Source organism: Streptomyces sp. DSM 120436 (genome assembly GCF_055778765.1).
The window spans coordinates 878,127-899,743 of the sequence record NZ_JBSKBS010000001.1 but is presented as its reverse complement, the minus strand read 5'-3'; the positions used below and the strand labels follow the sequence as shown (position 1 = coordinate 899,743).

The following is a 21,617-nucleotide window of genomic DNA, read 5'->3' as shown; positions in this document are numbered from 1 at the left end:
GGGGTGGGTCCGCCCGGGGGCGGGACGCTTCTACAGAGCTGCTTCCCTCAAGGTGGACGTCACGTCCGTGAAGCCGTCCGCGGCCGAGACGAGGCGGCCCCGCTCGACCACCTGGAGGGTGACGTGCGCGTTGACCAGGCGGGGGAGGCCGACCGCGGCGAGGACGTCCTGGAACGTCCAGCGCAGGGTGGGGGTGAGGTCGCCGGTGGTGACCTTCAGGCCGCCGTCCAGCGCGCCGGTCACGGTGTCCGCGCTGACCTCCCCGTCCCCGAGCGACTCCACGGCCTGGCGGAACACGGTGTAGGCGATCCACGTCGTCTGCACCCCGGCGTCCGCCGGGTCGATCCGGTTGTCGCCGAACGCCTCCGCCCGCACGACCTCCTTCATCGGGTCCCAGCGCGCGTCCCCCGCCTCCGGGTACCAGCCGGTGACGTAGGCCCCCTCGTAGGGCCCCGACGCCCCGCCGGAGGCGTCCAGCACCGTCTGGTCGACGCTGCCCAGCACGGTCGCGGTGCGCACCTCGGGGTGCTCGCCGCGGGCCCGCCGGAAGGAGTCCATGAAGGTGCCCGTGCGGTCGCCGAGCGCCGGCACCACGCAGCCCTTCTCCCCGGTGCCGGTGGCCGCGTGCTCCAGCGCCCGCTCGGCGGCGTCGCCGTAGGAGGTCGCGGCCTCGGCGGCGCGCAGGTCGTCGGCCGGATCGTGGCCGCCCGCCGTGAGGCCGGAGTCCAGCAGCGGCGGGAACTGGTCGCCCGCGATGGTGTCCGGCCGGACCAGGACGACCGGCCCGCACGCGTCGGCGAGGGTGCGGCCGAGCCCGGCGAGCAGGGCGGGCTGCCCGCCGTTCACGGGGTAGGACAGCGGGCTGGTGAACTCGTCGTGGGTGATGCCGTAGCCGCCGATGTACGGGATGCCGGCGGCCTCCAGCGTGGGCAGGAAGGCGTCGCCGTGCTGGCTGTAGGAGCCGACCACGGCGACGGCGTTCTCCTCCACCGCGCGCCGGGCGCAGCGCGCCGCGGCCGCCGCGTCGTCGCGTTCGTTGCAGGTCAGCACCTTCAGCGTGCGGCCGTTGAGGCCGCCGCGGGCGTTCACCCAGCGGCCGTAGGCCTCGGCGAACGCGGGCATGCCGGGTTTGTTGGTGGCGCCGGTGCCCTCGGGCGCCCACGTCATCACGGTGATCGTGTCGTCCCCGGAGCCCCCCGTGACACCGGGGACGACCCCGCAGCCGGCGACCAGCGCGGCGCACGCCGCCAGCGCGCCCGCGGCCAGGGCGCCGGCGCGGGCGGGCCGGACGAGGGGGCGGGGGAGGACGGTGCTGGGGGTGCGTCGCCTGCCGGTCATGCCCCCGCACCCTTCCCCCGCCCAGCGAACCACGCCGTGACGCTCGGTCGACGACGGGTGACGCGGAGGTGAATTGCGGGGGCCCGTCCGGCGCGTACGAGGCGGAACCGTACGATCGACGACCGTGCAAGGTTCGGAGAACTCTTCCCGTCGCGGCCGTCGCTCCTCCACCATGGGCGGCATGCCGCTCAACGACATGCCGTGGTGGCGCTGGCGCAGCAATGTGCGCTCCGCGCTGCACATGCTCTCCGACCCCGTCTTCCAGCGGGACGTCTGGCTGGCCGGGGTCCCCGGCTACGGGGACGTCACCGACGCCGTGTACCGGCTGGTCGAGGACACCTGGCTGGACAACTGGTCCGCGGAGAAGTACGTCGGCACGATCTTCCGCGACTCCCAGGAGGCCGCGCTCGTCGACACCGCCGTGCTGCGCGTGCTGCGCATCATGCACCAGGTCGGCCCGGACGCCCCGGTCGCCGCGTACCTGGAGCACGAGGGCTGGCCGGAGGCGCTGCGCGCGGCGCGCGACGCGCACGTGCGGATGGCGGCGAGCGACGGCGACGACCCGGACGCGCCGCCCAGCACGCTCGAGGTGCTGCGCATCCTGACCCGTTCCGCGTAGCGGGACGACCGGCCGGACGCCGGTCCGTGTGTGCGACCCTTTTCCCCATGAGCGAGCAGTCCACCCGAGCCGCGGCCCCGGCCGACCAGTACGTCCTCACCCTGTTCTGCCCCGACAAGCAGGGCATCGTGCACGCCGTGTCCAGCTACCTGTTCATGACCGGCTGCAACATCGAGGACAGCCAGCAGTTCGGCGACCACGACACGGGTCTGTTCTTCATGCGCGTCCACTTCTCCGCCGAGGCCCCGGTCACGGTGGACAAGCTGCGGGCGAGCTTCGCGGCGATCGGCGACTCCTTCCAGATGGAGTGGCAGATCAACCGGGCCGACGAGAAGATGCGCATCCTGCTGATGGTCAGCAGGTTCGGGCACTGCCTGAACGACCTGCTGTTCCGGGCGCGGACCGGTGCGCTGCCCGTGGAGATCGCCGGAGTGGTGTCCAACCACACCGACTTCGCCGAGCTGGTGGCCTCCTACGGCATCCCCTTCCACCACATCCCGGTGACCGGGGACACCAAGCCGGAGGCGGAGGCGCGGCTGCTGGAGATCGTGCGCGAGGAGGACGTCGAGCTCGTCGTCCTCGCCCGCTACATGCAGGTGCTCTCCGACGACCTGTGCAAGCGGCTCTCGGGGCGGATCATCAACATCCACCACTCCTTCCTGCCGAGCTTCAAGGGCGCGAAGCCGTACCACCAGGCGCACGCGCGGGGCGTGAAGCTGATCGGGGCGACGGCGCACTACGTCACCGCCGATCTCGACGAGGGGCCGATCATCGAGCAGGAGGTCGAGCGGGTGGCGCACGACGTCACCCCCGACCAGCTGGTCGCCATCGGGCGGGACGTGGAGTGCCAGGCGCTGGCGCGGGCGGTGAAGTGGCACGCGGAGCGGAGGATCCTGCTGAACGGCCGCAGGACGGTCGTCTTCGCCTAGGAGCGGGGCGCCCTCGGTTCCGTCGGCGGCAGCGGGCCGTCGAGGGCCGCTCGCAGGCGCGCTACATCCTGCTCATGCTCGCCGCGGCCAGCAGCACGTCCCTGATCGCCTCGCGGTCCCCCTCCTGCCCGGCCGCCGCCTCGGGCGGTGGCAGATGGCCCGCCGCCAGCCGGCAGAACTCCGCCCCGTCCAGGGCGACATGAGCCACCTCGTGCTCGGCGGACCCCTTCGCCGCCGGCGAGTCCAGCGGGATCAGCCACTCCCCGCCGCCGGACCCCTCGATCTCCAGCCGCAGGCTGCGCCCCGGCTCCCCGGCCGCGACCAGGCGGCGTTCCACGGGCGCGGCCAGCCCGTGGTGCCGGCGGTGCTCCAGCACCAGGGGCAGCATCCGGGCCGCGAGGTCCACCATGTCGTGCAGGTGCCGTCCGGAGGGCGGGTCGTAGGGGTAGTCCACCGCCTCGGCGATGTCCTCCGCGTGCACCCAGCACTCGAAGGCCCGGTCCAGCATGGCGTCGTGCAGCGGCAGCGCGTAGTCGCCGTAGGGGACGGGCATGCGGCCGCTGCCGGTGAAGGAGACCGTGCGGATCAGCCGGTGGCTCTGTTCCCGCCAGGGACCGCGGACGGTCCGGGTGGGCGGGAAGCGGGCGGCCCGCCAGTAGGCCTCCGTGCGGTCCGAGGGGGTGGGGCGCTCGGGCCGGACGTCGCCGAGCGGGTCCTCCAGGCCCAGGGCGACCGCGACCAGTCCGTCGACGGTCAGCAGGTGGGCGATGGCCCCGGCGACGGTGGTGCGGCGGCTGCTCGCCTCGTCGCCCTCGTACCAGCGCAGCCGTACCGGGGCGTGCCACTCGTTGTTCCCGAAGTCCTGGAGCAGCGCGTCGAGCCGGGCCGTCTCGGCGTCGTAGGCGGCGGCCCACTCGGGGACCGGGACGCGCGGCGGGCGCCGCTCCAGACAGGTCCCCAGGACGTGGGTGCGCAGCGCCGGGTCGAGGTCGAGGCTCTCGGGGCGCTGGAGCAGGCCGACCGCCTCGCGCAGCCGCAGCGCCTCGTCCGCGCAGGGCCCGCAGACACCGAGGTGCGCCTCGACGGCCTGGGCCTCGGCGGGCGCGCAGGCGGCCAGCGCCCAGGCGCCCAGCAGCGACTTCAGCACCCGGTGCTCCGGCTCCGGGGGCAGCTCGTCCGGTCCGGGGGCGAGGGGCGCGCGGCCGTCGTACGGTCCGGGGCGGCGTCCGTTCACGCGGCCCCTCCGATCCCGGGCGGCGCGCCCGGCGTCCCGGTGTCGTGGGCGGTGGCCAGCAACTGGAGGCCGAGGCGCAGCCGGCGGCGGGCCTCCTCGTCGGTGACGCCGAGGTCGGCGGCGGTCCGGCGGTAGTCCCGGCGCTGGAAGTAGGCCAGTTCCAGCGCGGCCCGCAGCGGGGCGGGCATGGACTGGACGATGTAGTCGGCGCGGGCGGCGATTGTGGCGTGCCGGACCTTGCGCTCCAGGTCCTCGGTGGTGCCGGGGCCGCCCAGGGCGAGCGCGGCGGTCTCGGTGGTGCGCAGCCGCTGCACGGCCAGCCGGTTGGTCAGGGCGGCGAGCCAGCTGCGCAGCGGGCCCTGCCGGGGGTCGTAGGAGTCGGGGTGCTGCCAGGCGTGGGCGAAGACGGCGCGGGTGACGGTGTCGGCCGCGTGTTCGTCGCCGAGGACGCGGTGGGCCAGGCCGTGCACCAGGGAGGCGAAGCGGTCGTAGAGCTCGCCGAGGGCGGCGGCCTCCCCGCGGGCGAGCCGCTGCTGCATCGTGCGGTCCCAGCGGGGCGGTACGTCCCTTTTGGGCATGCGGCCCCTCACCCCCTGTTCGTCCCCCCGGGCCCCGGGATGGTCGGTTCCCGGGGCCGGTGCGTGACCGGCGATGCCACGAATGTAGCCGTCCTGGGGGCGCATGCACGCCCCTTTGTGGCAAAGTGCGCCCCTCGCGGGAGCTTCCGTGGTAGAGGGCCGCCCACGCAGGTCGCACGGTGTGCGCCTCATGTCTGCCCACCAGGGGGCGATCGGAACCGATCGAATCGGATCGATTGCGACTATTACCGGCCTTCTCTGTTCGGTAACCGTTTTCGGTGCCGCGTTTCGGGGAACGGCCGGTGGGCAGCCGCGCAGCAAGGAAGCGTAGGCGTTGCTTCCGTTCGGCGAGCGAGGGGCGTGGTGGTGACCTTCACAGTGACCGGCCAGGAGAACGGCGCATGGGCCGTCCTCCGGGTCTCCGGCGAGCTGGACCTGGCGACGTCCCCGGTGCTGCGGCAGCGGGTGCACGACGCCGTGGCCGAGGGACGGCACCGGCTCGTCCTCGATCTCTCCGAGGTGTGGTTCTGCGACTCCAGCGGGGTGGGCGTGCTCATAGCCTCCCGCCGGCTGCTGCGCTCCTGCCAGGGCCGGCTGCGGCTGATCCTGCCCGCGCGCGGCGCCGCCGACGGCAGCCACGTCAACAAGGTGCTCGGCGCGCTCGGGGTGCGCCGCCTGTTCGAGATCCACCCGGACGTGCCGTCCGCCGTCGACGAGGACGCCCGCCCCCTCTCGGCCTGACCCGCCGCCCGCTCACCCCGCCCGAACGCGCGGCACCTGACGCGTGTCACACGTGTGTCCCGGTGTTCCCCCGGTCCTGGTGCAAGCGCCCCCTTCCGGCTCCCCCGCGCCCCCGCACCACGTACGCTCCCAGCGAGACGACCCTCCGACCTAAGGCGGCCTGAGAAAAGACATGGTCACCAGCGAGTACGAGCGCAGGATCGCGGCCCGCTTCGCCGGCTTCGACCAGGACGGCAACGGTTACATCGACCGCGAGGACTTCATCGCGGCGGCCAAGGCGCTGCTCGCCGCATCCGGCACCGCGGCCCGCTCCGACCGGGGCCAGGCCCTGTACGCCGGGGCCGAGGCGTTCTGGCAGGGGATGGCCGGCATCGCCGACCGGGACGGCGACCAGCGCATCACCCGCGAGGAGTTCGTGAACGGCGCGCTCAAGCGGCTGCGGGACAACCCGGAACGCTTCGCCGGGATCGCCCGCCCCTTCCTGCACGCGGCGCTCGCCGTCGCCGGCGCCACCCAGGACGGCACCGTCGGCGTGGCGGACACCGTGCGCGTGCTCCAGGTGCTGGGCGTCGACGGGGAGCTCGCCGAGGAGGCCGCCGCGAAGCTGGACACGGACGGGGACGGCCGGATCGGCGAGGAGGAGATCGTCTCCGCGTTCGCCCGCTACTTCACCGTCCCCGAGTGACACGCCGCGCGTCCGTGTCGCCGATCGTGGCATTTCCCTGATCACGGAGCGTCGGGGCCGACTCGTGCCCGGTGCGTCCCTCCGTCACGGCCCGGAGTCGGAGCGCGGCTCCGGTACCGTGTGCGGGATGCGAGTCGTCATGAGCGCGCCGCGGCCGAGCCGCCCCCGGGGTGGCGGCCGACCGGCCCGTGCCTGCGGCCCGTTCGCGGGGCGAGCGGGCCGTTCGCGGCGCTCCGTTCGACTCACCGTGGCGAGCGTCGCACAGTATGCCGCACGGGTACTCCTTCGCGCTGGAATATGCCCGAAGCGCTTGTTGAGGTGACGGAACGTCAACCATGCTGGCCCACAAGGGAGTCACGGTCCGTGATCCCTGTCCCGGCCGTTGTTCTGGCCATGCAGAGAATGGCTAGGATCGTGGCCCTCGTGAGGCGCGAGTCCAAGTGTCCGCCGGTTCGGATGGTGTGAGCGGTGCAGGTGCTTCAAGTGCAGCTGGAGATCCGGCCCGACCCCGCTGAGGTGGGGCGAGCCCGGCGCTGGGCACGCTCGCGGCTGGCCGGGGCCGGCATAGGGGCCGACGAACCGCTGGCCGAGACGCTGATCCTGCTCGTCTCCGAGCTGGTCACCAACGCCGTGGTGCACACGGGCTGTCCGGCCGTCCTCAGGCTCTCGCTGCCCGGGGCCGACGCGGCCGAGGAGGTCACCGTCCGCCTGGAGGTCGCCGACCGCAGCGACCGGGCGCCGGTGCCGCGCTGCGTGGGCGGCGAGGCGACCGGCGGACGCGGACTCGCCCTCGTCGACGGGCTGGCCGACCGCTGGGGCTGGAGCACCGAGGGCGCCGGCAAGCGCATCTGGTGCGAACTCGACCGCTGCGGCCGGGCGTCCGGTGCCGCCCGCGCCTCCTGCGACAGCGGCGTCGTGACCTACGACGGGCTGACGTACGAGGCGGTCTGAGCGCCACCCGCCGTACGGTTGCCGCGCCTTCGGGGAGGGACGGGCGCACGGGGGGACGGCGGTGCGGTGCCGCGCGTGATCCGGTGCGCCGGGCGTGCTCCCGTGCGCCGAGGCGGCGAAACGGGCAATTGCCGCGATCCTCCCGCCATCCGGCTGAACGGTGTTGACGTGCCGTGACCGGGTGATCACCCTGGTCGTCAGCGATCCGCCGCGAGGGGACGGCGAGGGCCCGCGACGGGAGTCCTCGGCGAGTGCGGGTCGTCATCCGGCACGTGCTCCCGGGGGCGGGGGACCTGGCGGGAGGGCCGGAGAGGAAGGGCGGTGCGGGGCTGTCGCGCTCGGGGCGAGCGGCGCCGCACCGCCGAGGACCCGTCCACAGGCTGTGGACGGGCCGCGGGCGCCCGGCGGCGGGACTCGGGGCGGCTGTCAGCTCCCGGCCGCTGCCGCCTCCCCGCGTTCCGCGCGGAACGTGCGGCGGTAGGCCGTGGGTGTCACGCCGAGGGCCGCCTGCAGGCGGGCCCGCAGGGACTGGGCCGTGCCGAAACCCGCCTCCCGCGCCACCTGGTCCACGGTCAGATCGGTCGACTCCAGCAAGTGCCGCGCCCGCTCCACCCGTTGGCGGGTCAGCCACTGCCCCGGACTGACCCCGGTCTCCTCCCGGAAGCGGCGGGTGAAGGTGCGCACCGACATCGACTCCCGCTCGGCCAGGTCGCGCAGCCGGATCGGCTCGTGCAGCCGGTCCAGCGCCCAGGCGCGGGCGCCGCTGGTGGACGCCTGCTGCGGGTCGGGCACCGGCCGCTGGACGTACTGCGCCTGCCCGCCGTCGCGGTGCGGCGGCACCACCGTGCGCCGGGCCACGTCGTTGGCGACGGCGGCGCCGTGGTCGCACCGCACCATGTGCAGGCACAGGTCGATCCCGGCCGCCACGCCCGCCGAGGTGAGGATGTCGCCGTCGTCCACGAACAGCACGTCCGGGTCGACGTCGATCCGGGGGAACAGCCGCTGCAGCCGCTCCGCGTCGGCCCAGTGGGTGGTGGCGCGGCGCCCGTCGAGCCGGCCGGCGGCGGCGAGGACGTACACCCCGGTGCAGATGGAGGCGATGCGGGCGGTCCGCGGGATGCGGCCGAGGGCGTCGGCCAGTTCGTCCGTCAGCTCGCCCCGCTCGAAGACCGGACCCCGCTCGTGGCAGGCGGGGACGATCACGGTGTCGGCGCCGGCCAGGGCCTGTGGACCGTGGGGGACGTGGACGGTGAAGTCGGCGTCCGTCTCGACCGGGCCGGGCGGCCGGACCGAGCAGGTGAGCACCTCGTACAGCGGGCGCCCGTGCTCGTCCCGGGGACGGCCGAACACACGGTGCGGGATGCCCAGCTCGAACGGCAGCAGCCCGTCGAGGGCGAGCACGACCACGCGGTGGGGTCGGCGACCGGCGGGGGAGGACGGGAACCCGGCCGTGTCCAGAGGCATGGCCCGATCCTAGCGAACTCTGTCCTTCGGGCCACTCGTTGAAGGGAACACGCCCCCCGAAGCTGTACCGCGTGACCACGACCAGCAGAACCGCCGCCGGGCCGCCCGCGAGCGGCCGCAAGCCGAACCGCCTCCGGGTGCATCGGGCCTGGTTCGTCGCCGCCGTCACCTTCGTGACGATCATCGGCGCCGCCGCCTTCCGCGCCGTGCCGGGGCTGTTCATCGACCCGCTGAACGACGAGTTCGGCTGGTCGCGCGGCACCATCGGCGCCGCGGTCTCCGTCAACCTGGCGCTGTACGGCCTCACCGCCCCGTTCGCGGCGGCGCTGATGGACCGCTACGGCATCCGCCGGGTCGTCGCGGTCGCCCTGACCGTGATCGCGGTGGGGTCCGGCACCACCGTGTGGATGACCGCCGTCTGGCAGCTGATGCTCTGCTGGGGCCTGCTGGTGGGCCTCGGCTCCGGCTCCATGGCGCTGGCCTTCGCCGCCACCGTCACCCACCGCTGGTTCACCGAGCGGCGCGGCCTGGTCAGCGGCATCCTCACCGCCGCGTCCGCCTCCGGGCAGCTGATCTTCCTGCCGCTGCTGTCATGGATCGTCGACCGGTACTCCTGGCGGCCCGCGGCGGTGACGGTGGCGCTCGCCGCGCTCGCGGTGGTGCCGTTCGTCTGGCTGCTGCTGCACGACCACCCCGCCGACGTGGGCCAGAAACCGTACGGGGCGAAGGAGTTCGTGCCCAGGCCAGCGCCCGTGCCCGGAGCCGCCCGGCGCACGCTGGCGGTGCTCGCCTCGGCCGCCCGCACGGGCCCGTTCTGGCTGCTCGCCGGCACGTTCGCGATCTGCGGGGCCTCCACCAACGGGCTGATCCAGACCCACTTCGTGCCCGCCTCGCACGACCACGGCATGCCCCTCACCACCGCCGCGTCCCTGCTGGCCGTCATCGGCGTCTTCGACGTGGTCGGCACGGTGGCGTCCGGCTGGTTCACCGACCGCTTCGACGCGCGCCGGCTGCTCGCCGTCTACTACGCGCTGCGGGGCGTCTCCCTGCTCTTCCTGCCCCTGCTGCTCGCGCCCTCGGTGCACCCGCCGATGCTGCTGTTCATCGTCTTCTACGGCCTCGACTGGGTCGCCACCGTGCCGCCCACGCTCGCGCTGTGCCGGGAGCACTACGGCGACGACAGCCCCGTCGTGTTCGGCTGGGTCCTGGCGTCCCACCAGGTGGGCGCGGCCGTGGTCGCCTTCGTCGGCGGTCTCGCGCGGGACGCGTTCGGCACGTACGACGTGGTCTGGCTCGGGTCGGGGGCGCTGTGCGCGGCGGCGGCGCTGCTGGCGCTGGTGATCCGCGAGCGGCCGGCGGACCGTCCGGACGCGGTGGCCGTGGAGGCGGTGGACTGAACCGCACCGCCCACGGTCCGGGGGCGGTGCGTCCGTGGGGTCAGGCGCCCGGCAGCCGGGACGCCTTGCCGCTGCGGGCGATCTCCCGGGCTATGCGCCGGGCGTCCAGGGCCATCTCCCTGAGGTTGCCGCTGATCGGGTTGGTGAAGCCGGTGAAGTACAGGTCCGGGGCGCCGGCCGGGGTGCGGGCGCCGTGGACCACGGGCCTGCCCCGGTCGTCCAGCACGCCGAGGCCGCCGACCAGGCCCTCCAGACCGCGTGCGTAGCCCGTGGCCGCGATCACCGCGTCCGGGGCGACGCGCTCGCCGTCGGCCAGCAGCACCTCGTCGCCCTCGAAGCCCCGCACGGCGGCGACCACCTCCACCCTGCCCTTGCGCACGGCGTCGACCAGACCGACGTCCTGCACCGGGATGGCGCCCTCCAGGACGCGGGAGTAGAGCCCGGCCTTCGGGCGGGGCAGGCCGTGCCCGGACAGGTCCGGCAGCGCGATCCGCGCCTGGAGCCGGCTGATCCGGTCGACCAGGCCCACCGGCAGCCGGCGCACCAGGATCCCGGAGTACTGCGCGGGCCAGCCCGCGGTCGAGCGGCGCACGATGTGCGGCGGGGTGCGCACCGCCAGCCGCACCCGGGAGGCGCCGCCCTCCACCAGGTCCACGGCGATCTCGGCGCCCGTGTTGCCGGCCCCCACCACCAGCACGTCCCGTCCCGCGAACGGCTCGGCGTCGCGGTACTGCGACGCGTGCAGGAACTCCCCGCCGTAGGTGTCCCGGCCGGGCCAGTCGGGGACGCGCGGGGTGTGGTTGAAGCCGGTGGCGACGACGACCGCCGCGCCGGTCAGCTCGCGTCCGCCGGTGGCGCGCAGCAGCCAGCCGGTGCCGTCGGGGGTGCGCTCGACGCGGGACACCTCGACACCGGTGACGATCTCCAGCCGGTGGTGCTCGGCGTACTTCTCCAGGTAGCGGACCACGTCGTCGCGGGACGGCCAGCGTCCGAAGCGGCGGGGCATCGGCAGGCCGGGCAGCGCCGACCGCCGCCGGGTGGTGTGCAGGTGCAGCCGGTCGTAGTGGCGGCGCCAGGAGTCGCCGACCCGCTCGGAGCGCTCCAGGACGACGGCCCGCACCCCGCGGGCGCGCAGGGCGTACGCGACGGACAGTCCGCCGGGGCCGCCGCCGATGACGTGGACGGGGCGGTCCGCCCGGTGGGGCGCGGTGGGCTGCGCGGACGTGGTGGAGTCGGCCATGACCGCGAGCGTAATCCGGCAGGTGCTTGATGGGTCTCGGTCAAGACCGGAATTGGTTGCGGAATGATCACATGATTTCACCGCGATCGCGGGTTTGAATGCCCTCATGGTCCCTTCGCACCCCCGCGCCCGGCTCCGCCCGCCGTCCGGACTCCACGGCCACGGCCTGTCCCTGCGTCCCTGGGACCCGGAGTCCGCCGCCGACGCCGAGACCTGGCTGCGCGGCATCACCGACCCGGAGTTCCGGCGCTGGAACACCCCGCTCCGCCCGGTCGCCGACCTCGCCGGCGCCCGTGAGTCGCTGCGCGCCCGCGCCGCGCAGACCGCGGCCGGCGCTGGCGTCTCCTTCCACGTCGCCGACGCGGACAGCGGTACGGCGCTGGGCCACATCGGCGTCACCGAGATCCGCCCGGTGCTGCGCTGCGGCCGCGTCGGCTACTGGGTGCTGCCCGAGGCGCGCGGCCGGGGCGTGGCCACCCGCGCGCTGCTGCTCGCCGCTGAGTGGGCGCTGACCGAAGGCGGCCTGCACCGCCTGGAACTGGAACACGCCGTCGGCCACACGGTCTCCTGCCGCGTCGCGGAACGCTGCGGCTTCCTCCCGGAGGGCACACTCCGCGGCGCGATGCTCGCCACCGGCCGCCACGACGCCTACCGGGACGCCCACCTCCACGCCCGCCTCGCCACGGACGCGGTTCCGCCGGGTCCGTGAGGCGGCCGGGCCGCGCGCCGGCGCACCGGGGCGGCCGACCGCCCCGGTCCCGGGACCCCCGCCCCGCTCACGGCCAGAGCAGTTCCCTGACCCAGCCCTCCGCCCCGCGGCGATACCGCAGGCGGACGTGGCGGCGGTGGGGGTCGCCCTGGAAGAACTCCGTCTCGTCCGGGGCGAGGCGGTAGAGGGTCCAGGAGGGGGCCGGGGTGTCCGGGGCCCGGCGGGCCCGGTCCCAGGCGGCTTCGGAGGCGCGGGTGAGCTCCTCCGGGGAGGGGAGCACCGCGCTCTGGCGGCCGGTCAGGGCCGCGGCCAGGGCGCCGGTGGAGCGGGCGCGCAGGTCCGCCCGCGCCTCCTCGGGCGGGGCGACCGACACGGGGCCCCGCACCCGGACCTGGCGGCCCAGGACCGGCCAGTAGAAGACGAGGGCCGCGTACGGGCGGGCCGCGAGGTGCCCGCCCTTGCGGCTGTGCGCGTGCGTGGCGAACGACCAGCCGTCCTCGTCCGCGCCGTGCAGCATCACGATCCGTACGTCCGGCAGGCCCGCCGCGTCCGCCGTCGCCAGGGACATGGTGTGCGGCTCGGGCTGGCCGGCCGCCGCGGCCTGCGCCAGCCACCGCGCGAACAGCGGCAGCGGCTCGGCGGGGGCTTGCTCCGGATCGAAGGGACGCAGGTCGGTGACGGCCGGGTCCCACACCCGCAGGGACCGCAGCAGTGCGTGGAGGTCGGGTTCCATGGGGCGATTGTCGGTCCCCGGAGGCCCGGCGGCCGCCTCAGACGGACCCGAGGTCGGACGACACCCACCGTTCCGGACGCATCCGTACGACGACCTGCTCGCCGTGGTTCTTCCACGCGAAGTCGACGTACCCCTCGACCTTCTCGGCCGGCAGGTAGCGCGCGGAGACCTCCCGCAGTCTCTCGACCGTCGCGGGGGAGGTGTCGACGACCGGGCCCTCGACGGAGACGTAGCGGAGGGTCGGCTCGGCGCGCTCCACCAGGAGGGAGAAGCGCCCCGCCGCCTTCAGCAGCCGGTTCTTGCGGGAGTGCAGGCCGGTGAGGATCCACACGTCCTCGCCGGGCGCGTACTGGTACCAGATCGGCACGGTCAGCGGGGCGCGGCCCTCGCCCGCGTCCACCGCGAACGCGGCCACGCGCGGTTCGGACAGGAACTGTTCGCGCTCTTCACGGGTCAGGGCCATGGCGGTTCCTCCAGCGGCGTCTGCGGTCGGGGCGTGCGCCCGGGCGGCCTGCGGCCGGGCGGTGCAACGCCGGCCGGGCGGGGACGTGTTCCGTGCGTCGCGCCCCGACCATCGGAACCGGACGGCCCGCGGGACGCGACAGGCGGCGGTCCACCGGAGTGAACCGCCGCCCGGATGACAGGAAACGGCGAGGTCGCGTGCGGGGAGCGGGCCGCGGGCGCGGCTACTTGGTGGGCTTGCGCCCGGTGACCCCCAGGTGCACCAGCAGCGCCAGGTTCGGCTTGATCTCGGCCTGCTTGACGCCCCGCGAGGAGAAACCCTTCTGGTGCGAGGCCACGGCCGCCAGCATGGCGACCAGGGACCCGGCGACCGCGCCGGGGCTGACGTCCTTGTCGATCCGCCCCTTCGCCTGGAGCTCGGAGACGGACCCGGCGAGCGAGGTCTCCACCGCGCTGAGGACCTTCAGACGGATCTTGAAGAAACGTTTATCCCCTTCGGCGGCGCCCAGGTCCACCACGCGCAGGATCGCGTCGTTGCGCCGCCAGAACTCCAGGAAGCCCTCGACCAGTTCCTGCGCCGTCTGCCAGCCGGCCCGCCCGCTCCAGGAGCGGCCCTCGACCAGCTCGCCCAGGGAGCCGCTCTCCGCGGCCATGGTCTCGGCGAGCTCCAGGACGGCGCCCTCGACGTCCGGGAAGTACTGGTAGAAGGTGGCCGGCGAGGTCCCTGCGCGGCGGGCGACGTCGATGACCTTGACATCCCGGTACGGGGACGAGCTGAGCATCTCGCTGAGGCAGTCGAGCAGCTTCTGCCGGGTCTCCTGCCCGCGCCGGCCGGCCACACGGCCGTCGACGGTACGCACTTGTCCTGTCATGCCGTCAGCTTACCGACGGGGTGAGGGAGCGCGATTCGGCCGACTGCAAATGGGGTGCGAGGACTCCGTGACCCTGGTGTGCCTGGTCGGCGACGTGCGGGCGGCACGGTTACGTTGTCGGCATGGCCGAAAACAGGGCATCGGAGTACACGGAGGGCACCCCGTGCTGGGTGGACGCGCAACTGCCCGATCTGGAGGCGGGCAAGCGGTTCTACGGTGAGCTGTTCGGCTGGACCTTCGAGGGCCGGCCCACCGGGACGGTCCGGGCGCTGAAGGACGGGGAGCCCGTCGCCTCCCTCGCGCACAAGACGGACGGGCGGCTGCCGACGGTGTGGACGGTGTCCTTCTTCACCCCGGACGCCGACGCGCTCTGCGCGCGGATCCGGGCGGCCGGCGGACAGGTGGTCGCACCCCCGGCGCCGTTCGGCGACCTCGGCCGCACCGCGCTCGTCACCGACCCCGAGGGCGCGGTGTTCTCGCTGTGGGAGTCCGGGACCGCGGCCGGCTTCGGACGCCGGCACGAGCCGGGCGCCTTCGCCTGGGTCCAGCTCTACGCACGGGACACGGAGACGGCCAACGCCTTCTACGGCGGCCTCTTCCACGAGGCCCTGTTCGGCGCGGACGCCGACCCCGACTTCGGACGCGCGCCGGTCTCCGAGGTCTTCGCCCCCGAGATGCCGCCGCACCTCCTCGTCCACTTCGCGGTGCGGGAGCTGGAGCCCGCCCTGGAGAAGGTGACCCGGCTCGGCGGCCGGACACAGGTGCCGCCCTTCGCGACCTCGTACGGGACGGCGGCCGTCGTCACCGACGACCAGGGGGCGTCCTTCGCGCTGCTGCGCCCCTGACCGTACGCTCGGTGCGCCGTCGCGGTCCGTCTCCCGTGCACCGTCCGGCCGTCCGATCACGTCATATGTCAACCTGGACACCCGATTTGTCGGCCGGTTCGCACCAGGGGGCCCGGACAGGAAGAATCGGGGTGCGTGCCGCCACGGCGGTGCGGTGGTGAGACGCTGCACTACGGTCGCGCACAGGTGGTGGCGTGACGCGTACGGGGAGGTGGCAGGCAAGTGGTGGATCAGCTGACGCAGCACGATCCGCGGCGTATCGGGCCGTTCGAGGTGCTGGGACGGCTGGGAGCCGGCGGCATGGGGCTGGTCTATCTCGCGCGCTCGGCGTCCGGCCGGCGGGTGGCGATCAAGACGGTCCGGACCGAGCTGGCCGAGGACCAGCTCTTCCGGGTCCGCTTCACGCGCGAGGTGGAGGCGGCCCGCGCCGTCTCCGGCTTCTACACGGCGGCCGTCGTGGACGCCGACCCGCGCGCCGCCGTGCCGTGGCTGGCCACCGCGTACGTCCCCGCCCCCTCGCTCGAGGAGATAGTGAACGAGTGCGGGCCGCTGCCCGCGCAGGCCGTGCGCTGGCTCGCCGCGGGCGTCGCCGAGGCGCTCCAGTCGATCCACGGCGCGGGCCTGGTCCACCGCGACCTCAAGCCCTCCAACGTGCTGGTCGTCGAGGACGGCCCCCGCGTGATCGACTTCGGCATCGCCTCCGGTGTGTCCAACACCCGGCTCACGATGACCAACGTCGCCGTCGGCACCCCCGCCTACATGTCCCCGGAGCAGGCCAAGGACTCCCGCAGCGTCACCGGCGCGAGCGACGTCTTCTCCCTCGGCTCCATGCTGGTCTTCGCCGCCACCGGACACCCCCCGTTCCACGGCGCCAACCCCGTCGAGACGGTCTTCATGCTGCTGCGCGAGGGCCCGGACCTCGAGGGCCTGCCGGACGAGCTGCGGCCGCTCATCGAGTCGTGCATGCAGACGGACCCCACGGCCCGGCCCAACCCCGCCGACCTCCAGGCGCAGCTCGCCCCGCACCTGTTCGGCTCCGGCTCCGACGACAGCGGCACGGCGTCGGCGTGGCTGCCCGAGCGGGCGGTCAGCCTGATCGAGGCGCGCCGCGGCGGCCGGCCCGCCAAGCCGCCGCAGAGCGGCGGTCGCAGCGGGGGCGGCGCCGGCGCGCGTCCCCCCGTGCCGCCCCCGCCGCCGCACGACCCGGTCGTGCCGCCGCCCCCGCCGCGGCCGGCCCCCGTGGGCGCGCCCGGCACCGGGCCCGTCCGGCTGGCGGGCGCCGCGGTGCCCATCGGCCCCGGCCCGCGCGTCGCCGACACGCGCACGGCCGCCGTGCAGGCGCCCCCGCCCACCGCCGCCCTGGCCGCGACCTGGACGAAGTCCCGCCCCGACGTCAACGGCGCCGAGCCCGCCGCCGCGCCCGCGCCCCCGGCGCCCGCCGCCCCGCCGGAGCAGCCCGGCGGCTGGCGTCCGTGGCGGTTCCGCATGTCCAACGACGTGTGGGGCACGCCCGCCGTGGCCGGCGACCTGGTGTACGTCACCTCCTTCGAGGTGCACGCCCTGGACGTGGCCACCGGCCGGCGCCGCTTCAAGACGCGGGACGTCGCCTGGTCGATGGCGGTCGCCGACGGCCGCGTCCACGCCTCCGACGGCCCCACCCTCTACGCGCTCGACGCCCGCGGGGGCGGCGACCTGTGGCGGCTGAACACGGACGCCTGGGTGTACTCCCTCAAGGCCGACCGCGGCACCGTCCTCACCGGCACCCGCGGCGGCGGCGTACAGGGCTGGGAGGCGTCCACCGGGCAGAAGCTGTGGGAGGTGACCGGCTGCCAGACCGACTTCGAGTCCCCGGAGGCGGGACCCGCCCTCCTCGACGGCACCGCCTACGTCTGGCAGGACGCCCGGCTGCGCGCCCTGGACGCCCGCACCGGCGAGGAGCGCTGGGCGTACCCGATCGGCGACGCGGCCTCCTGCGGCGGCGTCCCGGTCCGCCTCACCTCCGCGCCCGACGGCTACGTCTACGTCTGCGCCGGCACCCGGGTGGTCGCCCTGGAGGCGGCCTCCGGGCACGTCCGCTGGCACTTCGAGGCCCCGGCGGTCTTCCTGTGCCCGCCCGCCTTCGTGCCCGGCCCCGCGGTCACCGGCGGCGGGGTGTACCTCGCCGACTACCTCGGCACGGTCTACGCCCTGGACGCCACCGACGGCCGCGACCGCTGGCGCATCGCCACCGAGGCCCGCTCCTCGGTCGAGCCGGTGCTGGTCGCCGCCGGCCACGTCCACGTGGGCAGCGGCAAGGGCCTCTACACGCTGGACGCGGTCACCGGCACGCCCAAGTGGCGCTTCCAGTCCGGCGGCGAGATCGTCGGCTCCCCCGCGGTCGCCGAGGGCCGCATCCACTTCGGCTCCAGCGACCACCTGCTGTACACGCTGAAGGCCGACGACGGGCGCCTGCGCTGGAAGCTCGCCACCGGCGGGGAGATCACCGGCTCGCCGGTGGTGCGGGACGGCGTGGTGTACGCGTGCAGCAAGGACCGCTGTGTGTACGCGCTGGACGCGGAGAAGGGGACGGGCACGGCACGGACCGCGTGAGCCGTGCCGTCCCCCGCGTCACCGCGGGACGGCCGTCGCGCCGGCTGCGCGGAAGGGGCCCGGACGGCGGCCGCCGCGGCGGGGAGCGGCGGTGTCCGCCGCCCTCGGGGCCGACGCCGCACCGCGTGCGGGACGGTCGCCAGGCGGTGACATGCCCGTGACACGGAGATCGCTAGCCTGAGAGGCATGACTTCTCGGGGGAAGACACTCAAGCTCACCGCCGTCTCGGCGCTCGTCGTCCTCGCCCTCACCGGTTTCTCCACCGGCCGCGGGCACGGAGGCGGCAGCGGGGACGGCGACGGCGGGGGCGGCGGCTGCAGCAGTTCCAGCCAGAACCACGACGCGTCGGGCTCGGGCGGCGGCTCGCACCGCGACGACGACGATGACGACGACTACAACGGCGGCGGCTACGACGACTACGGCAGCAGCGGCGGGTCCGGCAGCCCGGAGGCGTCGGCGTCCCCGGAGGACGCCACGGTGAGGCTGGTCGGCTGCGCGTCCGAGGAGACGCCCTACGCCACCGTCGAGGTCACCAACACCGACACGGTGGACGGCACCTTCTCGGTCACGGTCGTCTTCAAGGACACCGCCGGCGACGAACTCGTCAGCCGGACCGAGGAGGTCGCCGTCCCGGCGGGCGGGACCACGCCGGCCAGGGTCCCGGTGGACGACGCGGAGAGCGTCCCGCTGATCGACGCGTGCGACCTGGACCCCTCCGCCCCGGCGTCCTGACCCGGGCGCCCGGGGGCGACGACACGAAAGGGTCCGGTCGCGGTGTCGTACGACACCGCGACCGGACCCTCTGCACGTCCCGGCCGCGGCGGCTGCCCCTCCGCGCCGCCGGGGCCGGTCCCCGTGCGGAGACCTACCGGCCGTCCCGGTCCAGGGCGGGCGGGGCCGGCGCGTGCTGGTCCAGCGTGGTGACCTCGCCGATGCTCGGCGGGGCGGGCGCGTGCTGGTCCAGCGTGGTGACCTCAGGGCCGTCCTTGCCCGGCGGGGCCGGCGCGTGCTGGTCCTGCGTGGTGAACTCCGGCTCGTTCGTGGCGTCGCTCATGACGTGTGCTACCCCCAACAGGTGGACTGGGCCGTGCGGTCGAACGGCACGCTCGGCGGCTCCCCCGAAGCCGCCGAGCGGCCGTTCCAGCGGGTCCCACCGTGGAGATGAGCCCCTCGGATCCGCCTGCCCCCCGACGCGACGCATCCGTCCCATGAGGGTGGCAGCCCGCCATAAACGTTCGATGAACGCCGCCGCGGGGGCCGCCGTCAGGCCGCCGACAGCCGGGCGAGCAGGTGGCGCACCTGGACGGCCTCGGCGGAGCCCGTCTCCTCGTACAGGGTCAGCGCCTCGCGCCAGCAGGCGCGCGCCCGGTCGCCCTGGCCGAGGGTGTCCAGCGCCCGGCCGAGCACGGTGAGGGCGTTGGCCCGCATCCAGTCGCCGCCGATGCAGCCCGTCGCCAGGGCCTGTTCGGCGTGGCGGGCGGCCCGCGCCGGGCGGCCGGCCCGCAGGTGCACCTCGGCGATGCGGTAGTGGGTGGTGCCCTCCCACAGCGACTGCCGGTTCTCCGCGAAGATGCACAGCGCCTCGTCGAGCTGGGCGAGCGCCTCCGAGGACCGTCCCGCCTGGCTGAGCACGATGCCGGAGGCGTAGCGGGCGTTCGCCAGCCGCATGGACATCCCCAGCTCGTCGTAGATCTCGACGCCCCGCTGGGCGAGTTCGACGGCCTCGCCGCTGCGGCCCATCGAGGCGAGGGTGCGGGAAAGGTTGCAGACGGCGCTGGCCTCGCCGGGCCGGTTGCCGTCGGCGCGGAAGGCGTCGATCGCGCGCAGGAAGCAGCCTTCGGCCTCCGCGTACCGCGCGGTGCACAGGGCGATGATGCCGAGCTGGTTCGGGGCGGTGCCGTTCGCCCACGGGTCGTCCGCGTCCCGCAGCAGCGCGTCCGCGCGCCTCGCCTCCTCGTCGGCGGCCTCGAACCGGCCCGCCTGGCTGAACACCTGGGCGACGGTGACCCGGGCCCGCACCTCGGCGCGCGCGTCCCCGAGGGCGGCCGCCGCCTCGCACGCGGCCCGCGCGGTCTTGCGGTACTGGCGGGAGTCCACCCCGGACTCCGCGAGGTCGATGGCCGCGACCAGCAGGTCCACGGCCCGGCGCACCATGGACGCGCCCAGCGACTGCTGCACGCACGCCAGCAGCGGCCCGGCCTCGCTGTGCAGCCAGTCCAGCGCCTTCGCCGCGCCGCTGAACTCCTCGCCCGCGGCACGGCCCTTCTCCAGGTGCGCCACGGTCCGGTCGCCCGGCCGCTCGATGCCGTACACCCGCACCGCCGTCGCCAGGTAGTAGTCCAGCAGCCGCGACCGGGCGGCCTCCCGCTCGGCGGGCGGCTGTTCGTCGCGTTCGGCGCATGCACGCGCGTAGAGCCGCAGCAGATCGTGGAAGCGGTAGCGGCCGGGGCCCGCGGACTCCAGGAGGGACGTGTCGACGAGGGACTCCAGCAGGTCCTCCGTCTCAGCCGTCGGCAGGTCCAGCAGGGCGGCCGCGGCGGCCAGCGAGATGTCGGGGCCGTCGGCCAGGCCCAGGAGCCGGAACGCACGCGCCTGCGCCGCCTCCAGCGCGCCGTAGCCCAGTTCGAAGGTGGCCGCGACCGCCAGGTCGCCCGCCTGGAGCTCGTCCAGCCGACGGCGTTCGTCGGCGAGCTTCGCCGCCAGGAAGGGGACCGTCCAGGTGCGGCGGGCGGCCAGCCGGGAGGCGGCGATGCGGATGGCCAGCGGCAGGAAGCCGCAGGCGGCCACCACGTCCAGGGCGGCCTCCCGCTCGGAGCGCACCCGCTCCTCACCGACGATCTTCGTGAAGAGCGCCAGCGCCTCCTCCGGCGCCATCACGTCCAGGTCGACCAGATGTGCCCCGGCCAGGTCCACCATCCGCACGCGGGACGTCACCAGGGCCGCGCAGCCCGCCGTGCCCGGCAGCAGCGGCCGTACCTGCGCCGCGTCGCGCGCGTTGTCCAGCAGCACCAGCACCCGGCGGCCGTCCAGCACCGAGCGGTACAGCGCCGCCCGCTCCTCCAGGGAGTCAGGGATCGCCGAGTCGGCCGTGCCGAGGGCGCGCAGGAAGGAGCCGAGAACCGTCTCCGGCTCCGCGGCGCGCGCTCCGGCGCCCTGGAGGTCGACGTAGAGCTGGCCGTCGGGGAAGGCGTCGCGGGCGGCGTGCGCCACGTGCACGGCGAGGGTGGTCTTGCCGACGCCGCCGATGCCGGCGACGGCGGACACCGCCATCACCCGCGCCTCGTCGCCGGAGGCCGACGCCAGGACATCGCCCAGCTCCCGTACGAAGGCCGCACGGCCGGTGAAGTCCGGCACGGTCGCCGGGAGCTGTGCCGGGCGCACCGGCGCGGGGTCCGGGTGGGGCAGCCGGGCGGGCGGTTCCACGAGGGCCGGGTCGGCCTCCAGGATGCGCTGCTGCAGCTCGCTCAGGTCCGGGCGCGGGTCGACGCCCAGCTCGTCGGCGAGCAGCCGGCGGGTGTCGGCGTACACGGCGAGCGCCTCCGCCTGGCGGCCGCTGCGGTACAGCGCCAGCATCAGCAGCTCGCGCAGCCGCTCCCGCAGCGGATGCGCGGCGGTCAGCGCGGTCAGCTCGGAGACGGCCTCCGCGTGGCAGCCCTGCTCCAGGTCCATGTCCAGCCGCGTCTCCAGCAGTTGCAGCCGCCACTCCTCCAGGCGGACGCGCTGCGCGTCGGCGTACGGGCCGGGCACCCCGGCCAGCGACTCGCCGTCCCACAGCGCCAGCGCCTGGCTGAGCAGGTCGCGGGCGCGGCACAGGTCGCCGGTGTTGCGGGCCTTCTCCGCCTCCGCGGCCAGCTCCTGGGCGGCCGCGAGGTCCAGCGCGCCCTCGCCGAGCCCGCGCACGGCGTAGCCGCCGGACTCGCTGACCAGGACGCCGGGGTCCAGCACCTTCCGCAGCCGGGACGCGTACGTGCGCACCGCGGCGAGCGCCTGGGAGGGCGGTTCCCCGCCCCACAGGGCGTCGATCAGCTCGGCGGCCGTGGCGGTGCGGCCCTCGCGCAGCAACAGGGCGGCCAGCAGGGCGCGTTGCTGTGGACTGCCGGTGGCGACCGGTAGGCCGTCACGCCAGGCGCGCACCGGACCCAGCACACCGAACCGCAGCGCCACCGGCTCCGTCGGGGAGCCGGGACCCCGCTGCTCGGGTCCCCGCGGCACACCGTCCATGCAGTCCCCC

Annotated in this window: 20 protein-coding genes; 10 read left to right on the top strand and 10 right to left on the bottom strand. The window is 75.1% G+C overall.

Annotation, left to right across the window (positions count from 1 at the left end; genetic code table 11):
* Positions 1–30: 30 nt before the first annotated feature.
* Positions 31–1,338 (bottom strand): ABC transporter substrate-binding protein, encoded by a 1,308-nt coding sequence (locus ACWH4W_RS04015; RefSeq protein WP_473074450.1) that lies wholly within the window; start codon positions 1,336–1,338, stop codon positions 31–33.
* Between the two features lie 172 nt (positions 1,339–1,510).
* Between ACWH4W_RS04015 and ACWH4W_RS04010 the strand changes: the two genes are divergently transcribed.
* The gene (locus ACWH4W_RS04010; RefSeq protein ID WP_473077411.1) at positions 1,511–1,957 is read left to right on the top strand and encodes an SCO4402 family protein; all 447 of its coding nucleotides are present in this window, start codon (positions 1,511–1,513) and stop codon (positions 1,955–1,957) included.
* A 47-nt stretch (positions 1,958–2,004) separates the two neighbouring features.
* A complete protein-coding gene (gene purU / locus ACWH4W_RS04005) occupies positions 2,005–2,886 on the top strand; it encodes a formyltetrahydrofolate deformylase (protein ID WP_473074449.1) in 882 nt (293 codons plus the stop codon).
* Positions 2,887–2,947: 61 nt separating this feature from the next.
* Here the strand turns inward: purU and ACWH4W_RS04000 are convergent, their stop codons facing one another.
* Together ACWH4W_RS04000 and ACWH4W_RS03995 are read right to left on the bottom strand one after the other, a co-directional pair.
* Positions 2,948–4,120: a zf-HC2 domain-containing protein gene (locus tag ACWH4W_RS04000; RefSeq protein ID WP_473074448.1), complete on the bottom strand. Its 1,173-nt coding sequence runs from the start codon at positions 4,118–4,120 to the stop codon at positions 2,948–2,950.
* On the bottom strand, positions 4,117–4,698 hold the full coding sequence (locus ACWH4W_RS03995) for a sigma-70 family RNA polymerase sigma factor (protein WP_473074447.1): 582 nt from the start codon (positions 4,696–4,698) through the stop codon (positions 4,117–4,119). Before ACWH4W_RS03995 ends, ACWH4W_RS04000 begins: the two co-directional genes overlap by 4 nt.
* Before the next feature lie 360 nt (positions 4,699–5,058).
* Here ACWH4W_RS03995 and ACWH4W_RS03990 point away from each other — a divergent pair, with 360 nt between their 5' ends.
* The 3 genes from ACWH4W_RS03990 (at position 5,059) to ACWH4W_RS03980 (ending at position 7,075) form a co-directional block, all read left to right on the top strand.
* Positions 5,059–5,439, top strand: a complete 381-nt coding sequence (locus tag ACWH4W_RS03990) for an STAS domain-containing protein (RefSeq protein WP_473074446.1) — start codon at positions 5,059–5,061, stop codon at positions 5,437–5,439.
* A 172-nt stretch (positions 5,440–5,611) separates the two neighbouring features.
* A complete protein-coding gene (locus tag ACWH4W_RS03985) occupies positions 5,612–6,124 on the top strand; it encodes an EF-hand domain-containing protein (protein ID WP_473074445.1) in 513 nt (170 codons plus the stop codon).
* 483 nt (positions 6,125–6,607) lie between these two features.
* A complete protein-coding gene (locus tag ACWH4W_RS03980) occupies positions 6,608–7,075 on the top strand; it encodes an ATP-binding protein (protein WP_473077410.1) in 468 nt (155 codons plus the stop codon).
* Between the two features lie 426 nt (positions 7,076–7,501).
* Here the strand turns inward: ACWH4W_RS03980 and ACWH4W_RS03975 are convergent, their stop codons facing one another.
* Complete coding sequence (locus ACWH4W_RS03975; RefSeq protein WP_473074444.1) at positions 7,502–8,539, bottom strand: GlxA family transcriptional regulator; 1,038 nt, start codon at positions 8,537–8,539, stop codon at positions 7,502–7,504.
* A gap of 71 nt (positions 8,540–8,610) precedes the next feature.
* Between ACWH4W_RS03975 and ACWH4W_RS03970 the strand changes: the two genes are divergently transcribed.
* The gene (locus tag ACWH4W_RS03970) at positions 8,611–9,936 is read left to right on the top strand and encodes an MFS transporter (protein WP_473074443.1); all 1,326 of its coding nucleotides are present in this window, start codon (positions 8,611–8,613) and stop codon (positions 9,934–9,936) included.
* 40 nt (positions 9,937–9,976) lie between these two features.
* Here ACWH4W_RS03970 and ACWH4W_RS03965 read toward each other — a convergent pair whose 3' ends face one another.
* A complete protein-coding gene (locus ACWH4W_RS03965; RefSeq protein ID WP_473074442.1) occupies positions 9,977–11,176 on the bottom strand; it encodes a flavin-containing monooxygenase in 1,200 nt (399 codons plus the stop codon).
* Positions 11,177–11,282: 106 nt separating this feature from the next.
* Here ACWH4W_RS03965 and ACWH4W_RS03960 point away from each other — a divergent pair, with 106 nt between their 5' ends.
* Positions 11,283–11,885 carry a GNAT family N-acetyltransferase gene (locus tag ACWH4W_RS03960; RefSeq protein ID WP_473074441.1) on the top strand — a complete coding sequence of 201 codons (603 nt, stop codon included), beginning with the start codon at positions 11,283–11,285 and terminating at the stop codon, positions 11,883–11,885.
* Positions 11,886–11,952: 67 nt separating this feature from the next.
* On the opposite strand, the gene ACWH4W_RS03955 is transcribed toward ACWH4W_RS03960, so the two are convergent.
* The 3 genes from ACWH4W_RS03955 to ACWH4W_RS03945 all read right to left on the bottom strand — a co-directional run bounded on the left by ACWH4W_RS03955 (position 11,953) and on the right by ACWH4W_RS03945 (position 13,940).
* Complete coding sequence (locus ACWH4W_RS03955) at positions 11,953–12,618, bottom strand: pyridoxine/pyridoxamine 5'-phosphate oxidase (RefSeq protein ID WP_473074440.1); 666 nt, start codon at positions 12,616–12,618, stop codon at positions 11,953–11,955.
* A gap of 37 nt (positions 12,619–12,655) precedes the next feature.
* Positions 12,656–13,081: a pyridoxamine 5'-phosphate oxidase family protein gene (locus ACWH4W_RS03950; RefSeq protein ID WP_473074439.1), complete on the bottom strand. Its 426-nt coding sequence runs from the start codon at positions 13,079–13,081 to the stop codon at positions 12,656–12,658.
* 223 nt (positions 13,082–13,304) lie between these two features.
* Positions 13,305–13,940: a TetR family transcriptional regulator gene (locus tag ACWH4W_RS03945; RefSeq protein ID WP_473077409.1), complete on the bottom strand. Its 636-nt coding sequence runs from the start codon at positions 13,938–13,940 to the stop codon at positions 13,305–13,307.
* Positions 13,941–14,074: 134 nt separating this feature from the next.
* On the opposite strand from ACWH4W_RS03945, the gene kbpA reads away from it, so the two are divergent.
* The 3 genes from kbpA to ACWH4W_RS03930 all read left to right on the top strand — a co-directional run bounded on the left by kbpA (position 14,075) and on the right by ACWH4W_RS03930 (position 18,118).
* Entirely contained in the window at positions 14,075–14,797 is a 723-nt protein-coding gene (gene kbpA, locus ACWH4W_RS03940; RefSeq protein ID WP_473074438.1) for an AfsK-binding protein KbpA, read from the top strand.
* A 222-nt stretch (positions 14,798–15,019) separates the two neighbouring features.
* Positions 15,020–17,386, top strand: a complete 2,367-nt coding sequence (afsK, locus tag ACWH4W_RS03935) for a protein serine/threonine kinase AfsK (RefSeq protein ID WP_473074437.1) — start codon at positions 15,020–15,022, stop codon at positions 17,384–17,386.
* Between the two features lie 186 nt (positions 17,387–17,572).
* Complete coding sequence (locus ACWH4W_RS03930; protein WP_473074436.1) at positions 17,573–18,118, top strand: hypothetical protein; 546 nt, start codon at positions 17,573–17,575, stop codon at positions 18,116–18,118.
* Between the two features lie 133 nt (positions 18,119–18,251).
* On the opposite strand, the gene afsS is transcribed toward ACWH4W_RS03930, so the two are convergent.
* Positions 18,252–18,440, bottom strand: a complete 189-nt coding sequence (gene afsS, locus ACWH4W_RS03925) for a regulatory protein AfsS (protein ID WP_473074435.1) — start codon at positions 18,438–18,440, stop codon at positions 18,252–18,254.
* A gap of 209 nt (positions 18,441–18,649) precedes the next feature.
* Positions 18,650–21,607 (bottom strand): SARP-family global regulator AfsR, encoded by a 2,958-nt coding sequence (gene afsR / locus ACWH4W_RS03920; RefSeq protein WP_473074434.1) that lies wholly within the window; start codon positions 21,605–21,607, stop codon positions 18,650–18,652.
* Positions 21,608–21,617 lie beyond the last annotated feature (10 nt).